At 73.7% G+C, this 24,992-nt stretch carries 15 protein-coding genes; 6 read left to right on the forward strand and 9 right to left on the reverse strand.

All coding sequences use genetic code 11. The features are described 5' to 3' along the window. The first annotated feature begins 75 nt into the window (after positions 1–75). The 6 genes from OG242_RS27520 (at position 76) to OG242_RS27545 (ending at position 6,701) form a co-directional block, all read left to right on the forward strand. Positions 76–1,611 (forward strand): ABC transporter substrate-binding protein, encoded by a 1,536-nt coding sequence (locus OG242_RS27520; protein ID WP_405900700.1) that lies wholly within the window; start codon positions 76–78, stop codon positions 1,609–1,611. A gap of 28 nt (positions 1,612–1,639) precedes the next feature. Beyond that, the gene (locus OG242_RS27525) at positions 1,640–2,581 is read left to right on the forward strand and encodes an ABC transporter permease (protein ID WP_405900701.1); all 942 of its coding nucleotides are present in this window, start codon (positions 1,640–1,642) and stop codon (positions 2,579–2,581) included. Further along, on the forward strand, positions 2,578–4,305 hold the full coding sequence (locus OG242_RS27530) for a dipeptide/oligopeptide/nickel ABC transporter permease/ATP-binding protein (RefSeq protein ID WP_405900702.1): 1,728 nt from the start codon (positions 2,578–2,580) through the stop codon (positions 4,303–4,305). The genes OG242_RS27525 and OG242_RS27530 overlap by 4 nt, the downstream gene beginning before the upstream one ends. Next, positions 4,302–5,159 (forward strand): ATP-binding cassette domain-containing protein, encoded by an 858-nt coding sequence (locus tag OG242_RS27535; RefSeq protein ID WP_405900703.1) that lies wholly within the window; start codon positions 4,302–4,304, stop codon positions 5,157–5,159. The genes OG242_RS27530 and OG242_RS27535 overlap by 4 nt, the downstream gene beginning before the upstream one ends. 206 nt (positions 5,160–5,365) lie before the next feature. Next, positions 5,366–6,046, forward strand: a complete 681-nt coding sequence (locus tag OG242_RS27540) for a hypothetical protein (RefSeq protein ID WP_405900704.1) — start codon at positions 5,366–5,368, stop codon at positions 6,044–6,046. Positions 6,047–6,095: 49 nt separating this feature from the next. Continuing rightward, complete coding sequence (locus tag OG242_RS27545) at positions 6,096–6,701, forward strand: class F sortase (RefSeq protein ID WP_405900705.1); 606 nt, start codon at positions 6,096–6,098, stop codon at positions 6,699–6,701. A 118-nt stretch (positions 6,702–6,819) separates the two neighbouring features. Here OG242_RS27545 and OG242_RS27550 read toward each other — a convergent pair whose 3' ends face one another. The 9 genes from OG242_RS27550 to OG242_RS27590 form a co-directional block, all read right to left on the reverse strand. Beyond that, positions 6,820–7,581 (reverse strand): 4'-phosphopantetheinyl transferase family protein, encoded by a 762-nt coding sequence (locus tag OG242_RS27550; RefSeq protein ID WP_405900706.1) that lies wholly within the window; start codon positions 7,579–7,581, stop codon positions 6,820–6,822. Between the two features lie 7 nt (positions 7,582–7,588). Beyond that, entirely contained in the window at positions 7,589–8,878 is a 1,290-nt protein-coding gene (locus OG242_RS27555; protein ID WP_405900707.1) for an MFS transporter, read from the reverse strand. A gap of 78 nt (positions 8,879–8,956) precedes the next feature. Next, positions 8,957–9,403 carry a hypothetical protein gene (locus OG242_RS27560; RefSeq protein ID WP_405900708.1) on the reverse strand — a complete coding sequence of 149 codons (447 nt, stop codon included), beginning with the start codon at positions 9,401–9,403 and terminating at the stop codon, positions 8,957–8,959. Next, the gene (locus OG242_RS27565; RefSeq protein ID WP_405900709.1) at positions 9,400–10,698 is read right to left on the reverse strand and encodes a glutamate synthase-related protein; all 1,299 of its coding nucleotides are present in this window, start codon (positions 10,696–10,698) and stop codon (positions 9,400–9,402) included. Before OG242_RS27565 ends, OG242_RS27560 begins: the two co-directional genes overlap by 4 nt. After that, positions 10,695–13,046: an amino acid--tRNA ligase-related protein gene (locus OG242_RS27570; RefSeq protein ID WP_405900710.1), complete on the reverse strand. Its 2,352-nt coding sequence runs from the start codon at positions 13,044–13,046 to the stop codon at positions 10,695–10,697. Before OG242_RS27570 ends, OG242_RS27565 begins: the two co-directional genes overlap by 4 nt. Further along, positions 13,043–13,456 (reverse strand): cobalamin B12-binding domain-containing protein, encoded by a 414-nt coding sequence (locus tag OG242_RS27575; protein ID WP_405900711.1) that lies wholly within the window; start codon positions 13,454–13,456, stop codon positions 13,043–13,045. Before OG242_RS27575 ends, OG242_RS27570 begins: the two co-directional genes overlap by 4 nt. A gap of 162 nt (positions 13,457–13,618) precedes the next feature. Further along, the gene (locus tag OG242_RS27580) at positions 13,619–13,834 is read right to left on the reverse strand and encodes an MbtH family protein (RefSeq protein ID WP_405900712.1); all 216 of its coding nucleotides are present in this window, start codon (positions 13,832–13,834) and stop codon (positions 13,619–13,621) included. Beyond that, positions 13,831–20,970: an amino acid adenylation domain-containing protein gene (locus OG242_RS27585; RefSeq protein ID WP_405900713.1), complete on the reverse strand. Its 7,140-nt coding sequence runs from the start codon at positions 20,968–20,970 to the stop codon at positions 13,831–13,833. The genes OG242_RS27580 and OG242_RS27585 overlap by 4 nt, the downstream gene beginning before the upstream one ends. A gap of 177 nt (positions 20,971–21,147) precedes the next feature. After that, positions 21,148–24,957 carry a condensation domain-containing protein gene (locus OG242_RS27590; protein WP_405900714.1) on the reverse strand — a complete coding sequence of 1,270 codons (3,810 nt, stop codon included), beginning with the start codon at positions 24,955–24,957 and terminating at the stop codon, positions 21,148–21,150. Positions 24,958–24,992 lie beyond the last annotated feature (35 nt).

The raw sequence follows: 24,992 nt of genomic DNA on the forward strand, positions 1-24,992 counted from the left end.
GGTTAATTCCGTAGGTAGGCTCACCCGCAATCTTCGCCGGGGCGGCGCCCCGGCTCTCCAGACGGAGCGAAAGACATGAGCAGAACTGCCCGAACCGCGACGATGGCCGCCTGCGTCGCGGCCTCGCTCGCCCTCGCGGGATGCGCCGGCGAGAGCGGCGGCGCCGCGGGTGCCGGATCGTCCACGCTGAACATCGCGACGATGACCCTCCCGCAGAGCCTCGACCCCGCGGTCGCCACCGGCAGCGCCCTGCCGTACTTCCAGGCCGTGTACGACACCCTCATCAAGCGCGAGCCCGACGGCACCTTCAGCCCGATGCTCGCCACGGAGTGGACGTACGACAAGACCCGCACCCACCTCGCGCTGACCCTGCGCAAGGACGTCAAGTTCGCCGACGGCACCGCCTTCGACGGAGCGGCGGTCAAGGCGAACCTGGACCGCTTCCAGAAGGGCGGCGGCGCCTCCGCGAAGTGGCTGAACGATCTGGAGGCCGTCGACGTCACCGACGCCACCCACGTCACGCTGAAGCTCAAGCAGCCGAACCCGGCGATGGAGTTCTACCTCAGCGACGCGCCCGGCCTCATGGCCAACCCCAAGCAGTTCGCGAACGGCGACAGCCTCAAGACCACCCCGGACGGCACCGGCCCGTACCGCCTCGACAAGACGCGTACCACCGTCGGCACCAAATGGTCCTACAGCCGCAACGCCGACTACTGGGGCAAGGAACTCCCGTACAAGAACATCAACTTCAGCTTCTTCGACAACGAGACCGCGATCACCAACGGCCTCAAGACCGGGCAGATCAACGCGGCGCTCCTGCAGTCCGCCGACCAGCAGGTCGCCATCGAGTCCGACCCGGAGGTGAAGACGGAGAAGCAGGAGTTCGACTTCCAGGGGCTGCTGCTCTTCGACCGCGACGGCAAGCTCACCCCCGCCCTGCGCGACGCACGCGTGCGGCAGGCGCTCAACTACGCCATCGACCGCGACACCATGCTCGACCGCATCCGCCAGAACCGCGGGCAGACCACCTCGCAGGTCTTCGGTCCCGAGACCCAGGCCTACGACAAGAAGCTCGACACCTACTACGCGCACGACCCCGCCAAGGCCAAGTCCCTTCTGAAGCAGGCTGGTTACGCGAAGGGCTTCACCCTGAAGCTGCCGCGCATCACGGCGATCGTCAACGACGCGCTCGCCGCCTCGCTGCAGTCCGACTTCAAGGCCATCGGTGTGAAGCTCGTCTGGGACACGCTCGACGGCGCATCGGCCATCCAGAAGGTGTTCAAGGACCGCCTCTACTCCGGCATGGTCATGAACATGGGCCAGTCCGCCTCCGACTGGGCGGCGGCCGACGAGCTGGTCACCCCGGGCGCCTTCAACATGTTCGGCACCACGGACAAGGTGACGCAGAAGCTGCTGCCCGCCCTCACGGCCGGCAGCGAGGACGAGGCCGAGTCCGCCGCGCGCGAACTCAACCAGCACCTGGTCGAGGACGCCTGGTTCGTCCCCTTCTACCGGATGAGCTATCTGCACGTCTCGGACGGCACCGTGAAGATCTCGCCGCAGTCCGGCATGGCCGTCCCCTCGATCTACAACTACGCGCCCGCCAAGTAACGCCCCGCGCCGACGGATACCGAGTGTCATGCTGAACTTCATCGCCCGCAGGATCGCCTCCGGAGCCGTGCTCCTGGTCGTGATCTCCTTCCTCACCTACCTGCTGCTGTCCGTCCCGCACATCGACGTGGGCCGGCAACTGCTCGGCGAGAGCGCCTCCCAGAGCGCCATCGACGCCAAGAACGCGTCGCTGGGCCTGGACGACCCGGTGCTCCAGCAGTACGGGACCTGGCTCTCCCATGCCGTCCGCGGCGACCTCGGCACCTCCTGGTTCACGAGTGAGGACGTGGGCCGGGCCGTCGGCAACCGCCTCCCGGTCACGGCCAGCCTGATGCTCGGCGTCACCGCCGTCACCACGGTCCTCGCCTTCCTGCTGGGGGTGTGGGCCGGGGTGCGGCGCGGGGCCGCCGACCGCTTCGTGCAGGTGCTGGGCGTGGTGGGGTACGCCCTGCCGGGATTCCTGCTGACCCTGGTCCTGGTCCTGGTCTTCGCGGTACGGCTCCGCTGGTTCCCCGCCATCGGGTACACCGGTTTCACCGACTCGCCCAGCGGCTGGCTCTCCACCATCACCCTGCCGGTGCTCTCGCTGTCGGTGGCCTCCGTCGCGGGCGTCTCCCAGCAGGTGCGCGGCGCCGTCATCGACGCCCTGCGGCAGGACTACGTACGCACCCTGCGCGCCCGCGGACTGCCCGCGTCCCGCATCGTGTTCAAGCACGTCCTGCGCAATGCCTCGGCGCCCGCGCTCTCCGTGCTCGGCATGCAGTTCGTCGGCCTGCTCGGCGGCGCCGTGCTCGTCGAGCAGATCTTCGGGCTCCCCGGCATCGGCTCCATGACCGTCACCTACACCACCCGCGGCGACATCCCGGTGATCATGGCCCTCGTCATGCTCACCGTCGTCGGCGTCGTCCTGATCAACCTCCTGGTCGACATCCTGATCGGCTGGCTCAACCCCAAGGCGAGGGTCGCATGAGTACCGGCCGCACCCTGCGCAGGGTCCTGCGCAACCCCCTGGGCGGCCTGTCCGCCGCCCTGCTCCTGCTCATCGTCGCGGCCGTGCTCCTCGCGCCCCTGATCGCCTCGCAGGACCCCGGCGCCTCGTCGCTGAGCGAGGCGTTCGCCGGGCCGAGCGGAGACCACCCCCTCGGCATGGACTCGGCGGGGCGCGACATCCTCGCCCGGGTGCTGTACGGCGGGCGCACCACTCTCGGCGGCGCGCTGCTCGCCCTCGCCATCGCCCTGGCGCTCGGCGTGCCGTCGGGACTCTTCGCCGGATACCGCGGCGGCCGGTTCGACTCCGCCGCCAACTGGACCGTCAACCTCGTCATGGCCCTGCCCGCCATGGTCGTGCTGCTCGCCTCCCGCGCCATCCTCGGCCCGGACGTCCACGTCCTGATGATCGTCCTCGGCGTCCTGGTGGCGCCCAGCTTCTTCCGCCTGGTGCGCGGCATCGTCGCCAACGTCCGGGGCGAGCTGTACGTGGACGCCGCGAAGGTCTCCGGACTCTCCGACACGCGGATCGTCGCCCGCCACGTCCTGACCGTGGTGCGCGGCCCCATCATCATCCAGGTCGCGCTGGTCGCCGGCATCGCCATCGCCCTCCAGGCCGGCCTCGAATTCCTGGGCGTCGGCAGCGGATCGTCGGCGACCTGGGGCGCCATGCTCAACGAGGCGTTCCAGAACATCCAGCGCGCGCCCCGGCTCATCCTCTGGCCCGGCCTCGCCCTCGGCCTCACCAACTGCGCCCTCGTCCTGCTGGCCGGAGCCGTACGCGACGCCCTGGAGGACCAGGCACCCCGGCCCGCCCGCCGCCGGCGCGCCGAGGCGCCGGAACCGGTCACCGAGTCCACCGGGCCACGGGCCGCACTGCTCTCCGTGCGCGGCCTCACCGTCGCCTACGCCCGGCCCGACGGCACCGACAAGGAGGTCGTGCACGGCGTCGACCTCGATGTGCGCCCCGGTGAGATCGTGGGCCTGGTCGGGGAGTCGGGGTCCGGGAAGACCCAGACCGCGTTCTCCGTGCTCGGCCTGCTGCCGGAGGGCGGGCGCGTCACCCGGGGCAGCATCACGGTCAACGGCCGCGAGACGGCGGGCATGCGGGAACGCGACCACCGAGCGCTGCGCGGCCGCACCCTCGCGTACGTACCGCAGGAACCCATGAGTAACCTCGACCCCGCCTTCACCATCGGCAGCCAGCTCATGGAGCCCGTACGCCACCACCTCGGGCTCGGCCGCAGGGAAGCCGCCGACCGGGCACGCGAGTTGCTCCGCCTCGTCGAGATCCCCGACCCGGACCGCACCATGCGCCTCTACCCGCACGAGATCTCCGGCGGCATGGCCCAGCGCGTCCTGATCGCCGGCGCGATGTCCTGCGACCCGGACCTCCTCATCGCCGACGAGCCGACCACCGCGCTCGACGTACGCGTCCAGGCCGAGGTGCTCGACCTGCTGCGCCGGCTGCGGGACGAACGCGGCCTCGGCGTCCTCCTGGTGACCCACAACCTGGGTGTCGTCGCGGACGTCTGCGACCGGGTGGCCGTGATGAACGCCGGCCGCATCGTGGAGACCGGCACCACCGAACAGATCCTCGGCTCACCCCAGGACCCGTACACCCGCACCCTGCTGGCCGCCGTGCTCGACGACGCCCCGGCCCGCGCACCCTGGCAGCCCCGAGAAACAAGGACCGTCACCGCATGAAGAAGATCCCCGGCGACGCGTCCGCCGCTGACGCCCTGCTCGACGTGAGCGACCTGCGGGTTTCCTTCCCCGGCAAGGGATGGCGCGCCCCGGAGACCGAAGTCCTCAAGGGCGTCGGCCTGTTCGTCCGGCCGGGGGAGACCCTCGGCCTGGTCGGCGAGTCCGGCTCGGGCAAGTCCACGATCGGCCGTGCGGTCCTGGGGCTCGTCCCGGTCCGCTCGGGCTCGATCACCTTCGACGGCGAGCGCATCGAACACGCCGACGCCCGGCGCCGCCGGGCCCTCAGCCGCGACCTCCAGGTCATCTTCCAGGACCCGTACACCTCGCTGAACCCGTCCCGCACCATCGGGGACACCCTCGCCGAGCCGCTGATCGGGCAGGGCACGGGCGCGCGGGACGCCCGGGGGAGGGTCGCCGGGCTGCTGGAGCGCGTCCACCTGCCGTCCGACGCGGCGGGCCGGCTGCCCCGGGAGTTCTCCGGCGGCCAGCGCCAGCGGGTCGCCATCGCGCGGGCGCTGGCCCTGCGGCCCCGGCTGGTCATCTGCGACGAGCCGGTGTCCGCGCTGGACCTGACGACCCAGCGGACGGTGCTCGACCTGCTCCTGGAGATCCAGCAGGAGACGGGTGTCTCGTACCTCTTCGTCTCGCACGACCTGGCCGTCGTCCGCTTCATGAGCCACCGCGTGTCGGTGATCCACCGCGGCGAGATCGTGGAGACGGGCGACGTCGCGACGGTCACCTCCGACCCGCGCCACGCCTACACGCGCGCACTGCTGCTCGCCTCGCCGGTGGCGGACGTGGCCGAGCAGCGCAGGCGGCGTGCGGCGGCCGGAGCGGGGGCATCCACGGCCTGACCTGCGCGGACGGCAGTGCGGAACGGGGCGCCCGGCGGGCGCCCCGTTCGTGTGTGCGGGCCGTTCCGGGCCGGGCCGCTATCGGCTACTCAGGCTACTTATCGCACTTTTCAGAGTGTTACGCAGCATTTATCCCCCGAGTCATGGCATCTCTTAGGCGATCGATTGATCAGTACGACAATCATCCCGGCTCGAAGGAGTTCAGCATGCGTATGTCTGCTTCTGCCCGTTCCCGCAGCGCCCGCGCGGGCGCCGTCGCGGCCGCCGCGATCGCCGTCGCCGCAGCCACGCTGGGCGGGGCGACCGCCGCCTTCGCCGCCCCCGGCGACAGCGGTGACATCGACATCCGCCCCGGCGGCTGGGCGGCGCGCGGCGGCGACGGCCACGAGGTCTGCAAGTTCGTCCTCCAGGCCAGCAACTTCGGCGACATGCCGGCCGTCCCGTGGACCATCACCGCGCAGCCCCCGACCGTCCCCCCGGGGGACACCCTCGCCAGCACCCTCCCCCTGGTGAACGGCTCGGCGCGCAGCCAGGAGTACCTGCTCCCCGAGGGCACGTACCAGCTGGTGTGGATCGTTCCGTCCGGCCCGAAGAACAAGGCGTTTAAGGTCGACTGCACCAAGCCGTCCGGCCACAACGGCCCCGGTGACAACAACGAGCGCGGCTCGGAGGCTTCGGGCTCCGAGGCCGGCTCCGACAGCGGCTACGAGCAGCCCTCCGGCGGCGTTCCCGCCGGCGGCGGCGGCGTCCCGGACATGGACAGCATCAGCTCCGAGAGCGACTCGAACGTCGGGACCACCGCCGCGATCGCGGCCGGCGCCGCCGGGGCCGCCGGGCTGATCATGGTCCGCCGAGCCGCACGCCGCCGTGCCCGCAACGAGGCATAACCCGCGCAGAAGACGCCGACGGGGCCCGAGCCGGGCGTGTCGTCTCACCATGACGTTGTGCGTGACCTCCTCGCTGGTGACCGGCATCGTCTGGGCGAGTTCCGACTCGTCCGACGATCCGGTCGCCGCCGCCCACGGCAACGACGCCGCGGGCGGCGGCGACCGGCCGGCCTCGCACGCACCCCTGTCGCCGTCGCGTCCGGTGAAGGTCGCGGTGCCCGCCATCTTCATCGAGGCGCCGGTCACCGGCCTCGGGCTCGACAAGAAGGGGCACCTCGAGGCCCCGCCCATGAGCAAGCCGAGGGAGGTGGGCTGGTACCGCGACGGGCCCTCGCCCGGCGAGAAGGGGACCTCCCTGATCGTCGGCCACCGCGACACCGAGACCGGACCGGCGATCTTCCTCAACCTCAACGCCCTGCACAAGGGCGACAAGGTGACGGTCACCCGGGCCGACAAGCAGACCGCGGTCTTCACGGTCGACGCGGTCGAGACGTACACGAAGGACAAGTTCCCCGACGACAAGGTGTACGGCAGTACCGGCCGTCCGGAACTCCGCCTGATGACCTGCGGCGGGCGCTTCAACAAGAAGGACGGCTACGCCTCCAACGTGGTCGTCTTCGCCCACCTGACATCACTGAAGAAGCAGAAGGTCTGACGGCACAGAGCCTGATGGCCGCGAGCGGTAGGGAATGGCCGGTGCCTCGGGGGCGAGGCGCCGGCCTTCCGCGTCCCCGAGGAGGGCCACCGTCGGGTTGTGCGCCCAGGTGTGCCGGTCAGTCGGGGCCGGCGCCGATGGACCTGCGGTGGACGGCCACCGCGGCCCGGTGGCCGTAGGGGACGGCGACATCGGCCACCAGCCACCCGGGCGGGGCGGCCGGCACCTCCCCGGCGCCGACGTAATCCGTCGACGGGTCGGCCCCCAGGCCGATGCCGAGGCCCTTCAGGTACGCCTCCTTCCTGGTCCACACCCGGGCGAAGGCGGCCGGGCGCAACGCGGGTGCGAGGGCGGCGAGTTCCGCCGCCTCCATGGGGTGGACGACGTCGGCGGCCTCGACGAGCGTCTGCGGGTCCGGTACGGGCTCGACGTCCACGCCCACCGGAGCGGCGGCGACGGCGATCAGGCTCAGGCCCTCGCAGTGCGACAGCGAGAAGTGCAGGGGCTCGCCCGGGAGCACGGGCCGGCCGTGCGGTTCGCCGCAGCACGGGCAGGGGGCGCGGGCCACCGAGACGGTCCGGGGCGCGACGCCCAGGTGCTTGCCGAGGACCCGGCGCAGCCCGACATGGGCGCACAGGTAGGTGGCGCGGTCGGTGGGGCGGCGGAACTCCTCGGCGCGGGCCAGCTCCGAAGGCCCGAGGACCAGCGGGGCGTAGCGTGCCGCGGTCTCCTCGTGCACGGCCGTGGCGACCAGCCAGAGCTGCGGGCGGCCGGGGCCGGGGTCCGTCAGCGGGGGCAGGGTGGCGGGCAGCGGGGGGAGCGCGGTGGGCAGGAGGAGGGAGTCGAGGACGGGCGACGGGCTGGGTTCCAGCAGGGACATGTCTGCCTCACACGGCTGTGGCGGTGGGCTCGGGGGCGGCGGACACCTTCGTGGTGGGGGTGCTCCGCGTCAGGGGCGCGCGCAGGGCGAGCGTCGCGGCGACCGGCGAGAACAGTGCGACGCACGCGCACAGCAGCCAGGTGCCGGTCACACCCAGCGGGGCGGACAGCGAACTGAAGACGGCCAGCGACAGGGGCGCGGCCCCGATGCTGGACAGCGAGAACGTGGACATCGCGGCGCCCAGCTTCCCTTCGGGCACGGCCTGTTGGTACGCGGTGACCAGGGCGGGTCCGTTGAGTCCCGAGAACAGGCCGACCGTGCACGCCACGATCGCGAGGACGGACGGCGAGGGGACCAGGGCCATGGAGCCCATGCCGACGGCGAGCCCGGTACCGGTGACGATCAGCTTGACCGGCACGGGGATGCGGTGCGCGAGGGCTGCACCGGCCGCCGCCGACGCCAGGGCGCCCGCGCTGAACGCGGTCAGGGCCGCCGCGACCGACCCGATGCCCCAGCCCTCGCCGGACGCGCGCAACGGCAGCGCGACCTCGGCCGGCCACAGGAACGCGAAGTCCATGCAGAAGCAGGCGATGAACATCCAGCGCAGCCTGGGGTGGCCGCCCAGCAGCGCCAGGCCGTCGCCGGAGCGCCGGAACAGCGAGGTGCCACCCGCCCCGGCGCCGCGCTCGGGCCGGGCCATGCCGCGGGTCACGTGGAACGCGCAGACCAGCCAGACCGCACACCCCGCCGCGGCGACCAGCATGACCCCGGACAGGCTGCCGGCCACGACCAGCCAGGCACCCAGCGGCGATCCGGCGATCGGGGCCAGCCGCATGACCATGGAGAACAGGGAGTTGGCCCGGCCCAGGTGCTCCGTGGGGGCCAGCCGGGTGAGCAGGACGCCCGACGCCGGACCGGTCAGGCCGAGCAGTGAGCCCTCGACCACGGCGACCGCGACCAGCGGCCAGATGCTGTCGGCGCCCGCCGTGACCAGGGCGCCGATCGCGAGGACGGCCAGCCGGGTGGCGGTGGCCCGGAGCAGGACGGCCCGGGGGCCGAGGCTGTCGGCGAGGGCACCGCCGAACAGCAGCATCAGGGCTCGCGGCAGTGTGGAGGCGAGGATGACGAGCGTCACCGCGCCCCGCCCGCCCAGTTGGACCGCCGTCCAGTTCATGGCGATGATCAGGGCGAAGCTGCCGCACTGCACGGCGGCCTGGCCGGTGACGAAGCTGCCGATGCGCCGCCAGTCGGGGGCGGGCCCCGTCTTGGCCGACGGGGCGGAGGGGTTCGTTGTCATGGGGTTCGGCTTCCTGGGGGAGTGGGCCGGCTTGCTGCCGGGCTGGGGCGGGCTCGGTGCGTGAGTGAGGTGGGCGGGTCAGCGGCGCGTCGCGCGGACGCTGACGCCGGTGCCGTCGCCGCGCAGCGTCGCGGCGACGGCCAGCGCGGCGGCCCGGCCGGCGGCGCGCCGCAGGGCACGGCGGTCGCGCGCGGCACGGGCGGGGCCGTGGGTACGGAGTTCCAGGCGGCCGCCGAGATAGCCACGGCCCGCCTCGGTGAGGGCGCGCTGGGCGGCGAGCCGGGCGGTGTCGGCCAGGGGGCCCGGGGTGTCGGCGTCCCGTAGGCCTTCGTCGGCGGAACCGACGGTGACACCGGGGGTCTCCCGCAGCTCGAACCGGGCCCGGACGGTACGTCGGCGGCCGGTGATGCCGGGGGCCTGTCGGGACGGGGGCCGGACGGCGCGCCCGGGCCCGGCGAGGCGAGAGGTATCCCGTGACCGCAGCCCGACAGGCCGTCCCCGCCTCCGATACGCCCCCGCGCTCACGGCGTCGCTCCCTCGGACGCCGGGTCGGCGGGCAGCGGCGCCCCGGCGACGACGGCGCCGCCCTCCGGCCACCACAGGTCATCCGGGGCCAGCGCACCCACCGCGTACTTGCCCAACGCGCTCACCAGAAGCCGCAGTTCGAGCGCGATGCTCTCCGCGAGCCGTACCAGCCCGTGTTCCGGGTCCTCGTCGACCGCGATCAGCGCGGCGCGGCCGAGGCCGACGGCCGTGGCCCCCAGGGCGAGGGCGCGCACGGCCCGTCCGCCCTCCCACATCCGGCCGCTCGCGAGGAGGCAGCCCTGCGGCCGGCCTATCCGGCGCAGGCACTCGGCGAGCGGCAGGCCCGCCTGGTCGAGGAAGACCCGGGGGGCCCAGCCCGTCCCGCCCTCCGCGCCGTCCACCGTGACGGCATCCGCCCCGGCGCCCCACGCGGTGCGCACGGCGAGGCCGATGTCGCGGCCCGGGTGGAACTTCACCCACGTACGGGCCTTGGGGAAGTTGTTCCGCATGAACCGCAGCTGCTGGCGCAGGATCTCGTCGGTGAAGGTGCCCGGTGTGGCGCAGCGCAGCCGGCGTTCGTCGTCCGGGCCGAACGCCTCGGTGACCGTGAACCGGCCCGCCAGCTGTGCCGCCTCGGCGCCCGCGACGACGGTCATGCCGCCGAGACCGGGCTTGGCGCCCTGGCCGGTCTTCAACTCGAAAGCCAGGCGCCCCGATTCGAGCAGGGGCCGGGTGGCGGGGTCGCTGTAGAGGAGGTTCCAGACCTCCGAGTCGGCATCCTCGGTGGACTGCTGGACGACGATCCCGCCGACGCCCTCGGGTGCCGCTTCGAGGTACGCGTCGATGCGGGCGAGGAGCGCGGAGCGGGCGGCGTCGCCGCCGCCGCGCCGGTAGCCGTGGACGGGGACCATGTTCTCCCCGATGACCATGGGGATGCCGAGGTGGCCGGCCTGCCGGGACGCCTGGACGGCGAGGTCACCGCTGCCCGCCCGGGTGGACCCGAAGGCCGACAGGTACAGCGGTAGAGAGGCGGTGAAGCCCCCGGTCCGGACCGTCAGGTCGACGTCACCGGACTCGGGCTCGCGGGCCAGCTCGATCAGCTTCTCCAGCCGCTCCGGCATGAAGACGGGCGGGACGATACGGGCCCGGTCGAGCGCGTCGGCCCCGGCCGCCGCGCCGGGGCCGTAGAGCTCGGCACCGTACGAGCCGGGGTCGGGGAACACCTCGGCGGTGCCGCGCCGGGCGCGGGCGCGGATCTCGCGCTCGGGGAAGCCGGGGGCGGAGAGGGCGCTCACGGTGCCACCACCCCGGGGAGCTTCGGGTAGGCGCTGACCTGCCACAGGGAGTCGAGGCCGGTGAGGAAGCGGACGAGGCGCTGAAGGCCCATCCCGAAGCCGGCGCTGGCCGGGATGCCCTCGCGGGCCTCCTTCAGGTACCAGGCGTACTTGGCCGGGTTCTCGCCGCTCTCGCGCATCCGCGTGACGATGGTCGCGTAGTCCGACTCCCGCTCGCTCCCCGAGACGAGCTCGCCGTAGCCGTGCGGGGCGATGAGGTCGAAGTTCCGCAGGACCCCCGGGCGTTCGGGGTCCTCGCGGTCGTAGAAGCCGCGCGATCCCTTCGGGTAGTCGTTGATGAAGAACGGCCGGTCGCTCTCCAGCGAGAGGAGCCGTTCACCGGTCCAGTCGATCTCGCTGTCCGGGCTCTGCGGGTGGCCGGCCGTCACGAGCCGCGAGACCGCCTCCTGATGGGTGCACACGTCGAACTTGCCACTGCGGACATCGGCGAAGTCCGCCTCCTGACGGCCGAGTTCGGCCAGGACGTCCGGTACCGCGGTCCACACGTGCTCGGCCACGTGGGTGAGCAGTCCGGCGGCGACCTCCTGGGCGTCCTCGCGGCTCGCACCGGCGATCTCGACGTCGATCTGGTGGAACTCGACCAGATGGCGGCCGGTGGTGGCGGTCTCCTCCGGCTCCACGCGGACATTGGGCGCGATGTAGAACAGCTTCGGGAAGCCGTGCAGCGACGCCTGCTTGTAGAGGATGGCGCTGGTCATCAGCTTGTACGGGCGCCCGTAGTAGTCGACGTCCAGGGCCTTGGCGCCCCGGCCGCCCGGATCGGTGACGGGTCCGACGAGCGGGGGCAGCAGCTCCGTGAAGCCCGCCTGCCGCAGGAAGTCGCGGGCCGCCGAGAGCGCCTCCTGCTGGACGAGCATGGCGGCGCGCAGCTGCGGGGAGCGCAGGTGCTCACCGAGCGGGGGCGGGAGGGCGGGACCTGCGGGCTGCGGGGCGTGGTCCATGACGGGCTCCTGTTCGTGGCGGTGGTGAGGGGTCGGGGGGAGAGCGCGTGCGGTGGCGGGGCGCGTGTACGCCGGTACGGGGTCGGCCGGCGGCCGGTCGTAGCGGTCGGCCATGTGGTGGAGGGCGGTGAGCAGGCCGTTCGCGGTGAGGGGCGCCAGGTCGGCCGGGGCGTCGGAGCGGATCGGCATTGCGCCGGTGTCCGACCAGCGCAGCCGCCCGTCCGCGCCGATCACGCTGCGGGAGCGGCCCGCGTTGTCGGGGTGGAGGCAGAACGGCACGTCCAGCAGCCCGCGTGCGAAGGCGGCGGGCAGCGCGCGGGCCAGGTCGGGGTGCAGACCGAGGACGGCCTCGATCAGGGCGCGCGCCTCCGCGTAGACCTCGCTCCCGTCGTCCGGGCCGGCCGGGACCGGGGGTCCGGCGAGCGCGGCGGCCGCGGCGGCGGTCTCCAGGGCGCGGACGTTCTCGTCGACGGTCGGGATACGGCGGGACTCGGCGGTCGTCTTGACGAGGAGCCGGTCCGCCCCGGCCCGTACCGCCAGCCGGGCGGACGCCTCCAGGAGCCGGGTCGCGCCGCGCTCGGTGCGCGGGTAGACGCCCATGTAGGTGTAGAGGACGACATGGTGGTCGACGCCGGCCGGCAGGAACTCACCCGCCAGCCTGCGCAGGGCCCGTATCGCCTCCTCGTCCTGGCCCGGGTCGGTCTGCTGGGCGTAGCTCAACGAGACGCTGCGCACCCCGTGCTGGGCGAAGAACAGGCACTCCAGCACGCTCGTCGCGACCAGCAGGCCGGGCGGGCAGAGCTGGCCGAGCAGGCAGCCGCCGAAGCTCTCCAGATGCGGCACCGAGCCGGGCAGGGCGCTCGCGGCGAGGAGCTCGCACCCCTCGGCCCAGGCCGCGACGGACTTCCGGAGCGGGGTGCGGCCGTAGGGCAGGCAGTACGAGACGGGCCCGCCCTCGGTCGCGTCGAGACCGGCGGCGACCAGGGCCCGGACGATGGCTTGGGGGCGGGCGGAGCCGTGCCGGACCTGGACCGGGAAGTCGTCGTCGTACAGTCCGTCGAGCAGGGCGCGCGTGACGTCCAGCGGGTGCGTGGCGATCGGGTAGCCGTTGAGTCCGGCGCCCTCGGCGAGGGCGGCACGGGCACCGTCGAGGTCACCGACGCGGGTGTAGCTGTCGATGGTGAGGGTGCCGACGGTCGTCGCGGTGGCCGATCTCGTCCGCTCCAGGCCGGTGCGCATGGTTCCCGGGTCGCCGAAGCCCATGCGGGGCTGGACGACGAGCCGTCCGGCGGCAGCCGAGGCCGCGACGAACGCCCCGAACGGGCGCGGGGCTTCGGCGGTGCTCATGCCACCACCCGGGCACGCGCCGCGAGGAACGAGCACAGGGCCTCCAGGTCGTCGGCCCCGTCACCGAGGACGGCGTCGCAGCCCGCCTCGCGCAGCCGGGCCGCCTCGGCCTCCCCGGAAAGGCCGGCGGTGCCGAGCTTGCCGCCGACGGCCACCGGCAGCGCGGCCAGCTCCGGTTCGACGCGCAGCGCGCGTACCGCCGCGAGGGCGTCCCGGTAACCGTGGCCGTTGACGCTGCTCAGCACGACCACGTCGGGGGCATGCCGGCGACAGGCGGCCGTGAGCAGACGGGGACTCACGCAGGGACCCAGCGCGACGACGTCGTGCCCCCGCTCCTCCAGGAACAGCCCGAGATGCACGAGGTTCCAGGTGTGGGAGTCCGAAGCGGTTCCGCTCAGGAGTATCTTCATGCCTCGATATTATTTATCCGAAGGCTTTCCAGGCGGAAGTCGAGCGGCAGTAACAGGCGGCAGTTTCGCTTTCCGGGAAGGTGCCCGGATTTCCGGCCGGCGAGCATACGAAAATGCCGCGCCCCGCAGGAGATGCGGGGCGCGGCATCGGCATGGGGCCGGTCAGGCGTACTGGGCGACCAGGCTGCGGGGGCGGATGTCGGTCCAGTGGGTGGTGATGTACTCCAGGGCGTCGGCCCTGGTCCCCGCCCCCCAGACGCTGTCCCAGCCCGCCGGGACGTCGGCGAAGGCCGGCCACAGGGAGTGCTGTCCCTCGTCGTTCACCACGACGTGGAAGGAGCCCTCGGCGTCGTCGAAAGGGTTCACGATGTCGCTCATGAATAACTCCTCGTTTCGTTTTCCCGCAGGTTCTTCTCCTGCAGTGCGGAGAGTTTCTCCGCGATGACTTTCCCGATGTGCGCGAGAGGTTCTTCCTCGGTCATCCGGAGATGACTGGATTCCACGGTGTGGTTCTCGGCCGTTCCCGTCAGCAACGGATTCCAGGTGGCGGCGAGAGCGCCTTCCGGTTCGCCGGGCCGGTGGGCCGTGAAGAAGACCGCGCCGGTGTCGGCGACCTCGGGCGTGTGCCGGGCCATGAGGGATGCGTGGGTCTCGGAGGCGCGCAGCACGGCCCGTATCTCCTCGGTGCTGAAGCCGCCGAGCACCGGGTCCTCGCGGCGCACCCGCTCCATTGCGGCCGGCAGCTCGTCCTCCCCGAGCACCGCTTCCCGCTCCTGGGGCGGCAGCACGGACACGCTGCCCGGCCCGGTCTGGTGGACGTCCATCAGCGCGAGCAGTTCGACGCGCTGACCGGCGGCGCGGAGCCGGACGGCCATGGCGTGGGCGACGATCCCGCCGAAGGACCAGCCCAGCAGCCGGTACGGCCCCCAGGGCTGGACCTGGCGGATGCGCTCCAGATAGTCGTCGGCCATCTCCTCGACGGTGCGCGGGCGGTAGCCGGGTTCGCTCAGCGCGCGGGCCTGGAGGGCGTACAGCGGCTGCTCGTCCCCGAGGTGACGGGCCAGGCCCGCGTACGACCAGCCGACGCCGGTGCCGGGGTGCACGCAGAACAGCGGGCGGTGGGTGCCCCGGGTGTTCAGCGGCAGCAGGACGCCCATGGCGCCGGCCGTGCCGTCGGAGTCCTGCGCGCCGAGCAGCCCGGCGGGGGTCGGGGCGCGGAACAGGTCCCGGACGGACCGGTCGGCGCCCAGCACCGAACGCACCCGGCTCACCAGGCGCACACCGAGCAGCGAATGCCCGCCCAGGGTGAAGAAGTTGTCGTCCAGACCGACCCGGGGGACACCCAGGATCTCTGCGAACAGCCCGCACAGCACCTCCTCCCGGGCGTTGCGCGGCGCCCGGTGCTCGACGGCAGGACGGTCCGGCGCCGGCAGTGCCCGGCGGTCCGGCTTGCCGTTCACGGTCAGCGGCAGGGCGTCCAGGACGACGACCGCCGAAGGCACCAGATGGGCGGGCAGTGCGGTACGGGTCAGGGCGAGGAGCTCCGCCCCGGTGGCCGCGGACCCCGCACGCGGCACCACGTAGCCGACGAGGCTCCGTTCGCCCGGCAGGTCCTCGCGGACCACGGCGAGCGCCTGGCCCACGGCGGGGTGGGCGGCGAGCGCGTGTTCGACCTCGCCGGGCTCGATCCGTACCCCGCGCAGCTTGACCTGGCCGTCCGCCCGCCCCAGGAACCGCAGCTCGCCCTCCGGCGTCCACACCACGCGGTCACCCGTGCGGTACATGCGGCTGCCGTCGGCCTCGAACGGGTCGGGCACGAACCGCTCGGCGGTCAGATCCGGCCGGCCGGTGTAGCCGCGCGCCACATGCGAACCGGCGATGTACAGCTCACCGGGCACCCCGGGCGGCACGGGCCGCAGCGCCCCGTCCAGGACATGGCTGCGGGTGTTGTCCATCGGCCGGCCCAGGTGCAGCCCGGACCCGCCGAGCGAGCCCCGGCCGCCGGTGAGCCACTGGTTGTGCGAGGCGAACGTCGTCTCGGTGGGGCCGTAGGAGTGGACCAGGACGGTGTCCGGGCAGTGCGTCAGCACCCGCTGCACGGCGGCCGGTGAGGCGACGTCGCCGCCCGTCCACACCTCGCGCAGCAGCCGCAGCGTGTCCAGCGCCTCGTCGGCCATCACATGGAACAGGCCGGTGGTGAAGTAGGCGGCGGTGACGCCGTGTTCGCGCACGGCGCGGGCGGTCTCCGCGAGGTCGGTGCCGTCGCCCCGCATCACGACGAGGCTTCCGCCGTTGAGGAGCGGCACCCACATCTCGAAGACCGAGGCGTCGAACCCGGTCGCGGAATGGACCAGCATCCGGCGGGGGCCGCCCGACGCGGTGTCCCGGTCGGCGGCGAGTTCGGTGACGTTGCGGTGGGTGACGCCGACGCCCTTGGGCCGGCCGGTCGACCCGGACGTGAACATCACGTACATCAGGTCGTCCCCGTCGACCCCGTCGGCCCCCACGGCCTCGCGGTCCGAGGGCGCGACGGCCCCGGAGGGCGCGTCGACCAGGAGGACCGGTACGGGGACCTCATCCGGCACCGCACTCGCCTGTCCGGCGTCGGTCGCGACGAGGCGGACACCCGCGTCCTCGACCATCAGCGCGATCCTGGCCGCGGGCAGCGCCGGGTCCAACGGAACGTACGCCGCACCGCACTTGAGGACGGCCAACGCGGTCACCACCAGCGGCACGCCCCGCTCAAGGAGCACCCCGACGGTGTCGCCCCCGTGCACCCCCGCCGCTTGCAGACGGGCGGCCAACGCATCGGCGTGGGCGTCGAGTTCCCCGTAGCCGACGGTCTCCGTGTCCGTGATCAGGGCAGGCAGCTCGGGGCTGAGCGCGGCCCGGCGGGAGATCACCTCGTGGACGGCGGCCCGGTCCCGCGTCACCGTGGCGGTGTCGTTGTACTCCGCGACCAGCCGGAACCGCTCGGCGTCGGTGAGCAGCTCCACCGCACCGATGCGCACCCCCGGGTCGGCGGCGACGGTGTGCAGCAGTCGTCCGACGTGGGCGGCGAGCAGACCGGCGGTGGCGGGGTCGAAGAGATCGGTGGCGTATTCCAGACCGCCCGCCAGACCCGCCGGCCGCCCCTCGTCGTCCTTGCGCTCCCACAGCGAGAGGGTCAGGTCGAACTTGGTGGACAGCGCCTCCAGCGGCGCCGGTTCGAGCCGCAGCAGCGGCCCATCGGCCGGGGCGGAGGTGTAGTCGTGGTGGAGCTGCACGACGTACTGGGCGAGCGGGTGGTGGGCGGTGGAGCGGGCCGGGTTGAGATGCTCCACGATCCGGTCGAACGGCAGCCGCTGATGGGCGTAGGCGGCGAGGTCGGTGTCGCGTACCCGCTCAAGGAGATCGTCGAACGCCGGGTCGCCCGACGTGTCGGTGCGCAGGACCAGCGTGTTGACGAAGAAGCCGACCAGATCGCTCAGCGCCTCGTCGTCGCGCCCCGCCGTCATGGTCGCCAGCGGCAGATCGGTGCCGGCGCCGTGCCGGGTGAGGACGGCCGCGAGGGCGGCCTGAACGACCATGAACAGCGTCGCGCCGTGGCGCCGGGCCAGCACCTCCAGCGCCTCGTGGGTGGCCGCGTCCACGGTGAGCGGTGCGTGACCGCCCCGGTGGGTGGCCTCGGCCGGACGCGGACGGGCCGCGGGGAGTCCGAGGACGGGCGGCGCACCGGCGAGGGCACGTTCCCAGAACGTGAGGTGGTCGTGCGCCGGCGGCCCGTCCAGAAGCTCCTGCTGCCAGAGGGTGTAGTCGGCGTACTGGACGGGAAGCGGCTGCCAGTCCGGTACGCGGCCCTCGGCGCGGGCGGCACAGGCGGTGGCCAGATCCGCGAGGAGCGGACCGGTGGACCAGCCGTCGGCCGCGATGTGGTGGACGAGCAGCACGAGCACCTGCCCGCCGCCGTCGTCCGGGGTCAGGAGGGCGGCCCGCAGCGGGATCTCACCGGCGAGGTCGAAGACATGCCCGGCGGCCGAGGCGACCGCGGCCCGGAACTGCCCGGCCGGCACGGTCCGGACGTCGAGAACGGGCTGTGCGCTCCCCAGGATCTCCTGGTGCGGCTCCCCGTCCACGGACCGGTAGCGGGTCCGCAGCACCTCGTGGCGCTCCGCCACGTCGGCCAGGGCGAGGCCGAGCACCCCGGCGTCCAGCGGCTCGGCCGGACGCAGGACCAGCGGGATGTTGTACGAGGCGCTGGGACCCTCGAGCGCGTCGATGAACCACAGCCGGCGCTGCGCCCGCGACAGCGGCAGGCGCTCCGGCCGGTCGGTGCGGCGGACGAGCGCGGGGCCCCCGTCCTCCGTGGCCGACCGGGCCTCCGCGATGCGCCTGGCCAGCGCGGCCGGGGTCGGGGCGAGCAGCAGGTCCCGTACGTGCACGTCGGCGCCCAGGCGGGCGCGGATCCGGTTGGCGAGCCGCACCCCGCTCATGGAGTGGCCTCCGATGGCGAAGAACCTCTCGTCCGGGCCGACCTCGTCGAGCCCCAGGATCTCCGCGAACATCTCCCGCAACGTGTCGACGTGCTCCACGTCGGGCGCACCCTTGCTTGCGGCTTCGTCGGCGTCGGCGGTCTGCCGGGCGGTGAGGGCCGCGACGCGCTCACGGCGCCGGTCCAGGGACCAGCGGTCGTCCTCGCCCAGCAGCGCGGCGTCGGCGACCGGCACCTCCGGTTCGGCGGCTGCCACGCGGAGTGCCCGTTCCAGGGCGCCCAGGAGGAGGCGGGCGGTGCCCTCGTCGAGGACGTCGCACGCGTACTCCAGGCCGAGTTCGAGGCCGGCGGGCGTGCCGTCGGCGTCCCGGTGCTCCACGCACGCGGCGGTCAGGTCGAACTTGGTGGTCGCGGGGCCGTCAGCCCGGAAGCGGCCGGTGAGTCCGCCGAAGGCGAACGGGGCGTCGTCCGGGGCGGCGGTGAGCAGCGTCAGCATCGTCTGGAAGAGCGGGTGCACGCCGGGCGTGCGCGGCGGGTTCAGATGCTCGACCAGCAGGTCGAAGGGGAGGCTCTGGTGGTCGTAGCCGGCGAGGTCCGTGTCGCGTACCCGCTCAAGGAGCTCGACGAACGCCGGGTCACCCGAAGTGTCGGTCGGCAGGACCAGCGTGTTGACGAAGAAGCCCACCAGCGCCCCGAGGGCCTCGTCGTCGCGACCCGCGACCGGCGTGCCCACGGCCACCCGCTCCCCGCAGCCCGCCGCGCGCAGGGCGAGGGCCAGCGCGGCTTGGAGCACCATCAGCATGCTGGCGCCGTACGCGTCGGCCAGCCGGGCGAGTCCGGTGTGCGTGGCCGGTTCCAGGCGCGTGGTGACCAGGCCGCCGCGGTGGTCCGGCACGGCGGGCCGGGGGCGGTCCAGCGGCAGATCGGTGACGGCGGGCAGCCCGTCGAGCGCGGCCCGCCAGTGCGCGAGCCCGCGCGAGACGGCCGAGTCCGGGTCGTCGGCCGAACCGAGGACGTCGTGCTGCCAGAGGGTGTAGTCGGCGTATTGGACGGGAAGCGGCTCCTGCTCCGGCGCACGGCCCGCGAGGCGGGCCGCGTACGCGGTGGCGAGGTCGTTCATCAGCGGCTCCAGCGACCAGCCGTCGCCCGCCACGTGGTGCAGCAGTACCGCCAGCACCGCCGCCGGTCCGTCACCGGCCGCGTCCTCGGGCACGAACAGCGCCACGCGCAACGGCAGTTCCCGCGCCAGGTCGAACGTCTCGGAGACGAAGTCAGCCACCCGGCCGCGGAGTTCACCGGCCCGGCACTCGACGATGCGGGCCCGGACGGTGGAGGCCGCCAGGACGTGCTGGTAGGGCTCGTCCTCCGGCGCGAGGAACACCGTGCGCAGCACCTCGTGCCGCTCCACCAGGTCCGTGACCGCGGCGGCGAGCGCCGCCCGGTCGGGGACCCCGTCCAGCTCCAGGACGATCGGCATGTTGTACGCGCAGGACGGGCCGTCGAGCTGGTCGAGCAGCCACAGCCGGCGCTGCGCGTGCGAGAGCGGCACCCGGTCTTCGGCGGGCAGCGGCTCCTCGTGGACGACCGAAAGACGCGGGTCCGTGGTCCGCAGCACCTTGCGGTTGATCTTCCCCGAGCTGGTACGGGGCAGGGCGGCGACGATCCCGACGGAGGCCGGGACGGCCGCGGCCGGCATGCGCTCGCGCACTAGTCCGCGCAGCTCCTCGGCCCCGACACCGCCCTCGGTGACGACGAACGCGACGAGCCGCTTGACCCCGTCGGCGTCCTGCTGGGCGACGACGGCCGCCTCCCGGACCTTCGGGTGCGCCGACAGGACGGAGTCGACGGCGGCGGGGTCGATGCGCTGCCCGCCGATCTTCACCTCGTCGTCCAGCCGCCCGTGGTACAGGATCTGGCGGTCCTCGCCGATCGTGACGAGGTCTCCGGTGCGGTAGGCGCGCTCCCCGTCGAGCTCGGTGAAACGGCGGGCGTTCAGCTCGGGGTTGCCCAGGTAGCCCCGCGACAACCCGCCACCGAGCAGCCAGAGTTCACCGGCAACGACGGCGGCCCGGACCCCGGGCAGCGGGCGGCCGATCGGCACCGGCCCGTCCCCGTGGCGGGTCAGGTCCGCGACCGTCGCGACCACCGTGGTCTCCGTGGGCCCGTACGCGTTGAGCAGCCGCACCCGCTCCCCGGTCAGCTCGCGCCACTGGGCGACCCGCTCCGGCAGCGCGGCCTCACCGTAGATGATCACCGTCTCCAGACAGCCGGGCAGCCGCACCGAGCCGGTGCCGAGGACGTGGACCAGCTCGTGCCAGTACGCGGCCGGCAGGTCGAGCAGCGTGATCCCGTGCCGTGCGCAGCCGGCGAGCAGATCGCGTACGTCCAGCATGTCGTCCGTACGCAGCACCAGCGTCCCGCCGGCCCCGAGAGTCGCGAACAGCTCCTGCACGCTGGCGTCGAAGTGGAGCGGCGAGAACTGGAGGACCCGGGAGGCGGGCCCGATGCCGTACGCGGGTGCGGCGCCCGCGACGAAGTGGGCGAGCGAATCGTGGGCGACGACGACCCCGTTGGGCGTGCCGGTGGAACCGGAGGTGTAGATCACGTAGGCGGCGCCGGCCGAGGCACCCGGGCCGGGCAGGACGAGTTCACCGGCCGCGGCCACCTCGGCGGGCGTGGGCGCCAGGTCGCCGCAACTGGCCTTGAGGATGGCCGCGTTCCGGGCGTCGGGGGCCTGGATGTCGAGCGGCAGGTAGGCGGCTCCGGTGCTCAGGACGGCGAGGAGGCCGACGACGGCGTCGATCCCGCGCGGGCGGTGGAGGGCGACGAGGCGGCCGGGGGCGGCGCCCTCGGCCGCGAGGGCGCGGGCCCGCTCCCGTACGGCGTACACGAGTTCCGCGTATGTGAGGCGCGCGGTGTCGTGGACCAGGGCCGGCGCGTCGGGCCTGGTGCGCGCCTGACCGGCGATGAGGTCGAGCACCGGCGGGGCGGGCGAGGGAGAGGGACCGCCGTCGAGCAGGTCTTCCGTTCTGATGGGGGGCATCCTGGGTTTTCCTCCGGTTGGGGCCGAGAGACCGGGGCGGCGAACGGTTCCTCTCGCCTCCGTGGCCTTCACGCTAGGGGCCCGGGACTGCCCCCCTCGGCAGTCCGTCCGGCAGCTCGGACCGGCAGAAAGGGGGGTGCGGAGCTGCCGCTCCGCACCCCCGCCCGCCCGGCCGGCTCACCCCCGGCGGGCACCCGCCCTGGTCCGGCGGCGCAGCGCGGGGGCGGCGGCCGGACCGGCGTCCTCGGGTTCGATCGCGTCGGCCACGGCACCGGCGAGCCGCTGGGAGAGCGTGGCCGCCGTCGGGTTGCGGAACACGTCGCGGAGCGTCAGGTCCTGGCCGAACTCGGAGCGGATCCGGTTCAGCAGGCGCACCGCGAGCAGCGAGTGCCCGCCGGACTTGAAGAAGTTGTCGTCGGCCCCGACGTCCCGCCCGCCCAGCACCTCCCGGAAGATCCCCAGCAGCCGCGCGTCCGCGCCCCCGCCGGCCGCCGCTGCGGGCGCCGCCGCGTCCTCCTCCGACAGCACCGCCGGTTCCTCGCCCGGCGCGGGCAGCCAGGACGCCCGCACCACCCGGGCCGGTGCCAGGTACTCGGGCAGCCGCTCGGCGGCCCAGGCGCGCAGCGCGCTCTCGGCGGGCGGCGTGCCCGGCGCGCAGGTGACGAAGGCCACCAGCCGGCCGTCACGGACGAGGGCCCGCGCCCCGGTCACCGCCGGGTGCCGGGTGAGGACGCCCTCGATCTGCCCGGGCTCCACCGGATACCCGTTCACGGTCCGGTCGGCCACGGGCCGCAGCACCCCGTCCGCGTCCCGGTACGCGCGCCGCCCGGTCGCCCGCAGACCACCGCCCGGCGCCGGCTCGTGCACCTCGCCCGGCACCCGGACGGGGGCGCGGCGCCCCTGCGCGTCGAGCACCGCCTCCGGGCCGCCGGGCGCGGGCCGCCCCTCACCCAGCGCGGAGAGCAGGGCACCGGGGTCGGCGGCGCATGCGTCCAGCGTCTCCGCGAGCCGCCGGGTCAGCAGCCGGGCGGTCTCCGCGTCGTACAGGGCCGTGGCGTACTCCAGGACACCCCGCAGCCCGGCCGGCGCCCCGTCCGGGCCGGTGGTCTCGGTGAGCGCGAAGGTCAGGTCGGACTTGGCGCCCGCACCCGGGAACGCCACCGGCTCGCCGTCGAGCGCGGACGGGGTCGCGGAGGCGTCGGCCGCCCCCGCCGCGTGCACCTGGAGCATCACCTGGACGAGCGGGGCGTGCGCGGACGAGCGGTGCGGGCTCAGGTGCTCCACGAGCCGGTCGAACGGCAGATCCTGGTTGCTGTACGCGCCCAGGCCCGTGTCGCGGACCCGGCGCACCAGCTCGGTGAAGGCCGGGTCGCCCGAGGTGTCCGTACGCAGGACCAGCGTGTTCACGAAGAACCCGACGAGCGGGTGCAGCGCCTCGTCACCCCGGCCGGCGACGGTGGTGCCGATCGCCAGGTCCTCGCCCGCCCCGTGCCGCGTCAGCAGGGCGGCGAGCGCGGCCTGCACCACCATGAACAGCGTGACACCGTTCTGCCGGGCGCACCGCAGCAGCGCCCGATGCGTCCCGGCGTCCACCTCGAACGGGGCGAGCGCGCCCCGCCCGTCCGGCTCGGGTCCGCGGGGCCGGTCCGTGGGCAGCGCGAGCAGCGGCGGCATCCCGTCGAGAGCGGTGCGCCAGTACGCGAGCTGCTCACCGGCCACCCCGTGCTCACCGTCCAGCAACTCGTGCTGCCACAACGTGTAGTCGGCGTACTGGACGGGAAGCGGCTGCCACCCGGGCGCCCGGCCCTCGGACCTGGCCCGGTAGGCGTGGTCCAGGTCGGCGAGGAGGCAGTCGGTGGACCAGCCGTCGCCCGCGATGTGGTGCACGAGCAGGACCAGCACCTGGCCCCCGCCGGCCTCCTCCAGGAGCCAGGCCCGGAAGGGGATCTCGGCGGCGAGGTCGAACACGTACCCGGCGGCGGCGTCCACGGCCGCCCGCAGCTCCTCGGGCCCCTCCGTCCGCACCACATCGAGGACGGGCTCGGCGTGCTCCAGCACCTCCTGGTACGGCTCGCCGTCCACCGGCCTGTGCACCGTCCGCAGCACCTCGTGGCGTCGTACGACGTCGGCGAGCGCGGCCCGGAACGCGGCCGGTTCGACCGGGCGGCGCAGCCGGATCACGACCGGAATGTTGTAGGTGGCGCTCGGTCCCTCCAACTGACCTACGAACCACAGCCGTTGCTGAGCGGCGGACAGCGGGAGCCGCTCCGGGCGCAGGGAGGCGGGCACCGGTCGCAGCGGCGGCCGGACCAGCCCTTCTCCCTGCTCGGCGAGGCGGCGCAGCAGCCGGGCGGGGGTCGGTGCGAGAAACACGTCGCGGATGGCGGCCTGGACGCCGAGCGCCTTGCGGACGCGGTTGGTGAGCTTTCCGGCGAGCAGCGAGTGCCCGCCCAGCTTGAAGAAGCTGTCGTCGGGGCCGACTTCGTCCCGGCCCAGCACCTCCGCGAACAGTCCGCGAAGGATCTCCTCGCGGGGGTCGGCGTCGGAGGTGCGCCGGCTCCCGCCGTCGCGCGGTTCGCCCTGGGTGGCGGCGGTCCGCTCTGCGGCCCGGGTCAGGGCCTCGTGACGGCGGTCGATCGCCTCGCGGTCCGAGGCGGTGAGCAGGCCGGTCCGGCTGAGGGGTGTGCCGGCCGGCTGTTCGGCGTACGCGGTCAGCGCGCGGTGGAACAGAGTGAGGAGCAGGTGTGCCGTCTCCTCGTCGTACAGGTCGGTCGCGTACTGCAGGCCGAGCAGTACCCCGGCGGGATCGCCGTCCGGGCCGTATGTCTCGGCACAGTTGAAGCTCAGGTCGAACTTGGCGGTGGCCAGGTCCGCGACGTCGAGGGCGCCGGATACGGCGCCCAGGACGCAGGTGGTGTCCTGTTCGGTCTGCGTGGTCAGCATGACCTGGAAGAACGGATGCAGGCCGAGGGACCGTTCCGGGTTGAGGTCCTCGACGAGCAGGTCGAACGGCAGCTCCTCGTGGGCCATGGCGGCCAGGTCCCGTTCGCGGACCCGGTCGAGCAGCGTGCCGAGGTCCGGGTCGTCGGACAGATCGGCGCGCAGGGCGAGCGAGTTGACGAAGAAGCCGACGAGGTCGTGCAGATCCTCCTCGGGCCGGCCCGCCACCGGTGTCCCCACCACCACGTCGGGCCCCGCCCCCGCCGCCGCCAGTGCGGCGCAGAGGGCGGCCCGTGCGGTCATGAAGAACGTCGCGCGGTGGGCGCGGGCGGTGTGGGCGAGCGCCTTGTGGGCGGTGGCGGAGAGGCGGGCGGTGACCAGCGCTCCCCGGTGACTCGGCTCGGCGGGGCGGGAACGGTCGGCGGGCAGCCGGGTCGCGGCCGGAGCACCTTCCAACGCCGCTCGCCAGTGAGCGAGTTGTTCGAACGCCAGGCTCTCGGGATCGGCGGGGTCGCCGAGCATGTCCCGCTGCCACAGCGCGTAGTCCGCGTACTGCACGGGCAGGGGTTCCCACCCGGGTGCGCGGCCCTCGCACCGGGCCGTGTAGGCGCGGTCGAGGTCGTTGAGCAGGCAGCCGACGGACCAGCCGTCGGTCGCGATGTGATGGACGAGCAGCACCAGCACGGAACGTGTGCCGTCGACCGTGAACAGCGTTGCCCGCAGCGGCAGATCGCGGGTGACGTCGAACGGAAGGCGCACGAAGGCGGTGACCAGTGCGTCCACGTCGTCGTCGGGCCCGCACTCCCGTACCTCCAGGCGCACGTCGGGATCGCCGACGATGTCCTGGTACGGCTCCCCGTCCACGGCCCGGTAGACCGTACGGAGCACCTCGTGGCGGTCCACCACGTCACGCACCGCCGCCTCCAGGGCATCCCGGTCGGGCGCCGCGTCGAGGCGCAGCACGACGGGCGCGTTGTACGCGGCCGACGGGCCTTCGAGACGGTTCAGGAACCACAGCCGGTGCTGGGCGTACGAGAGGGGGATCACGGTTGCTGCTCCTCGGGGATGGCGGGGGCGGGCGG

Origin of the sequence: Streptomyces sp. NBC_00727 (genome assembly GCF_045161745.1) — a bacterium.
Classification (GTDB): domain Bacteria; phylum Actinomycetota; class Actinomycetes; order Streptomycetales; family Streptomycetaceae; genus Streptomyces.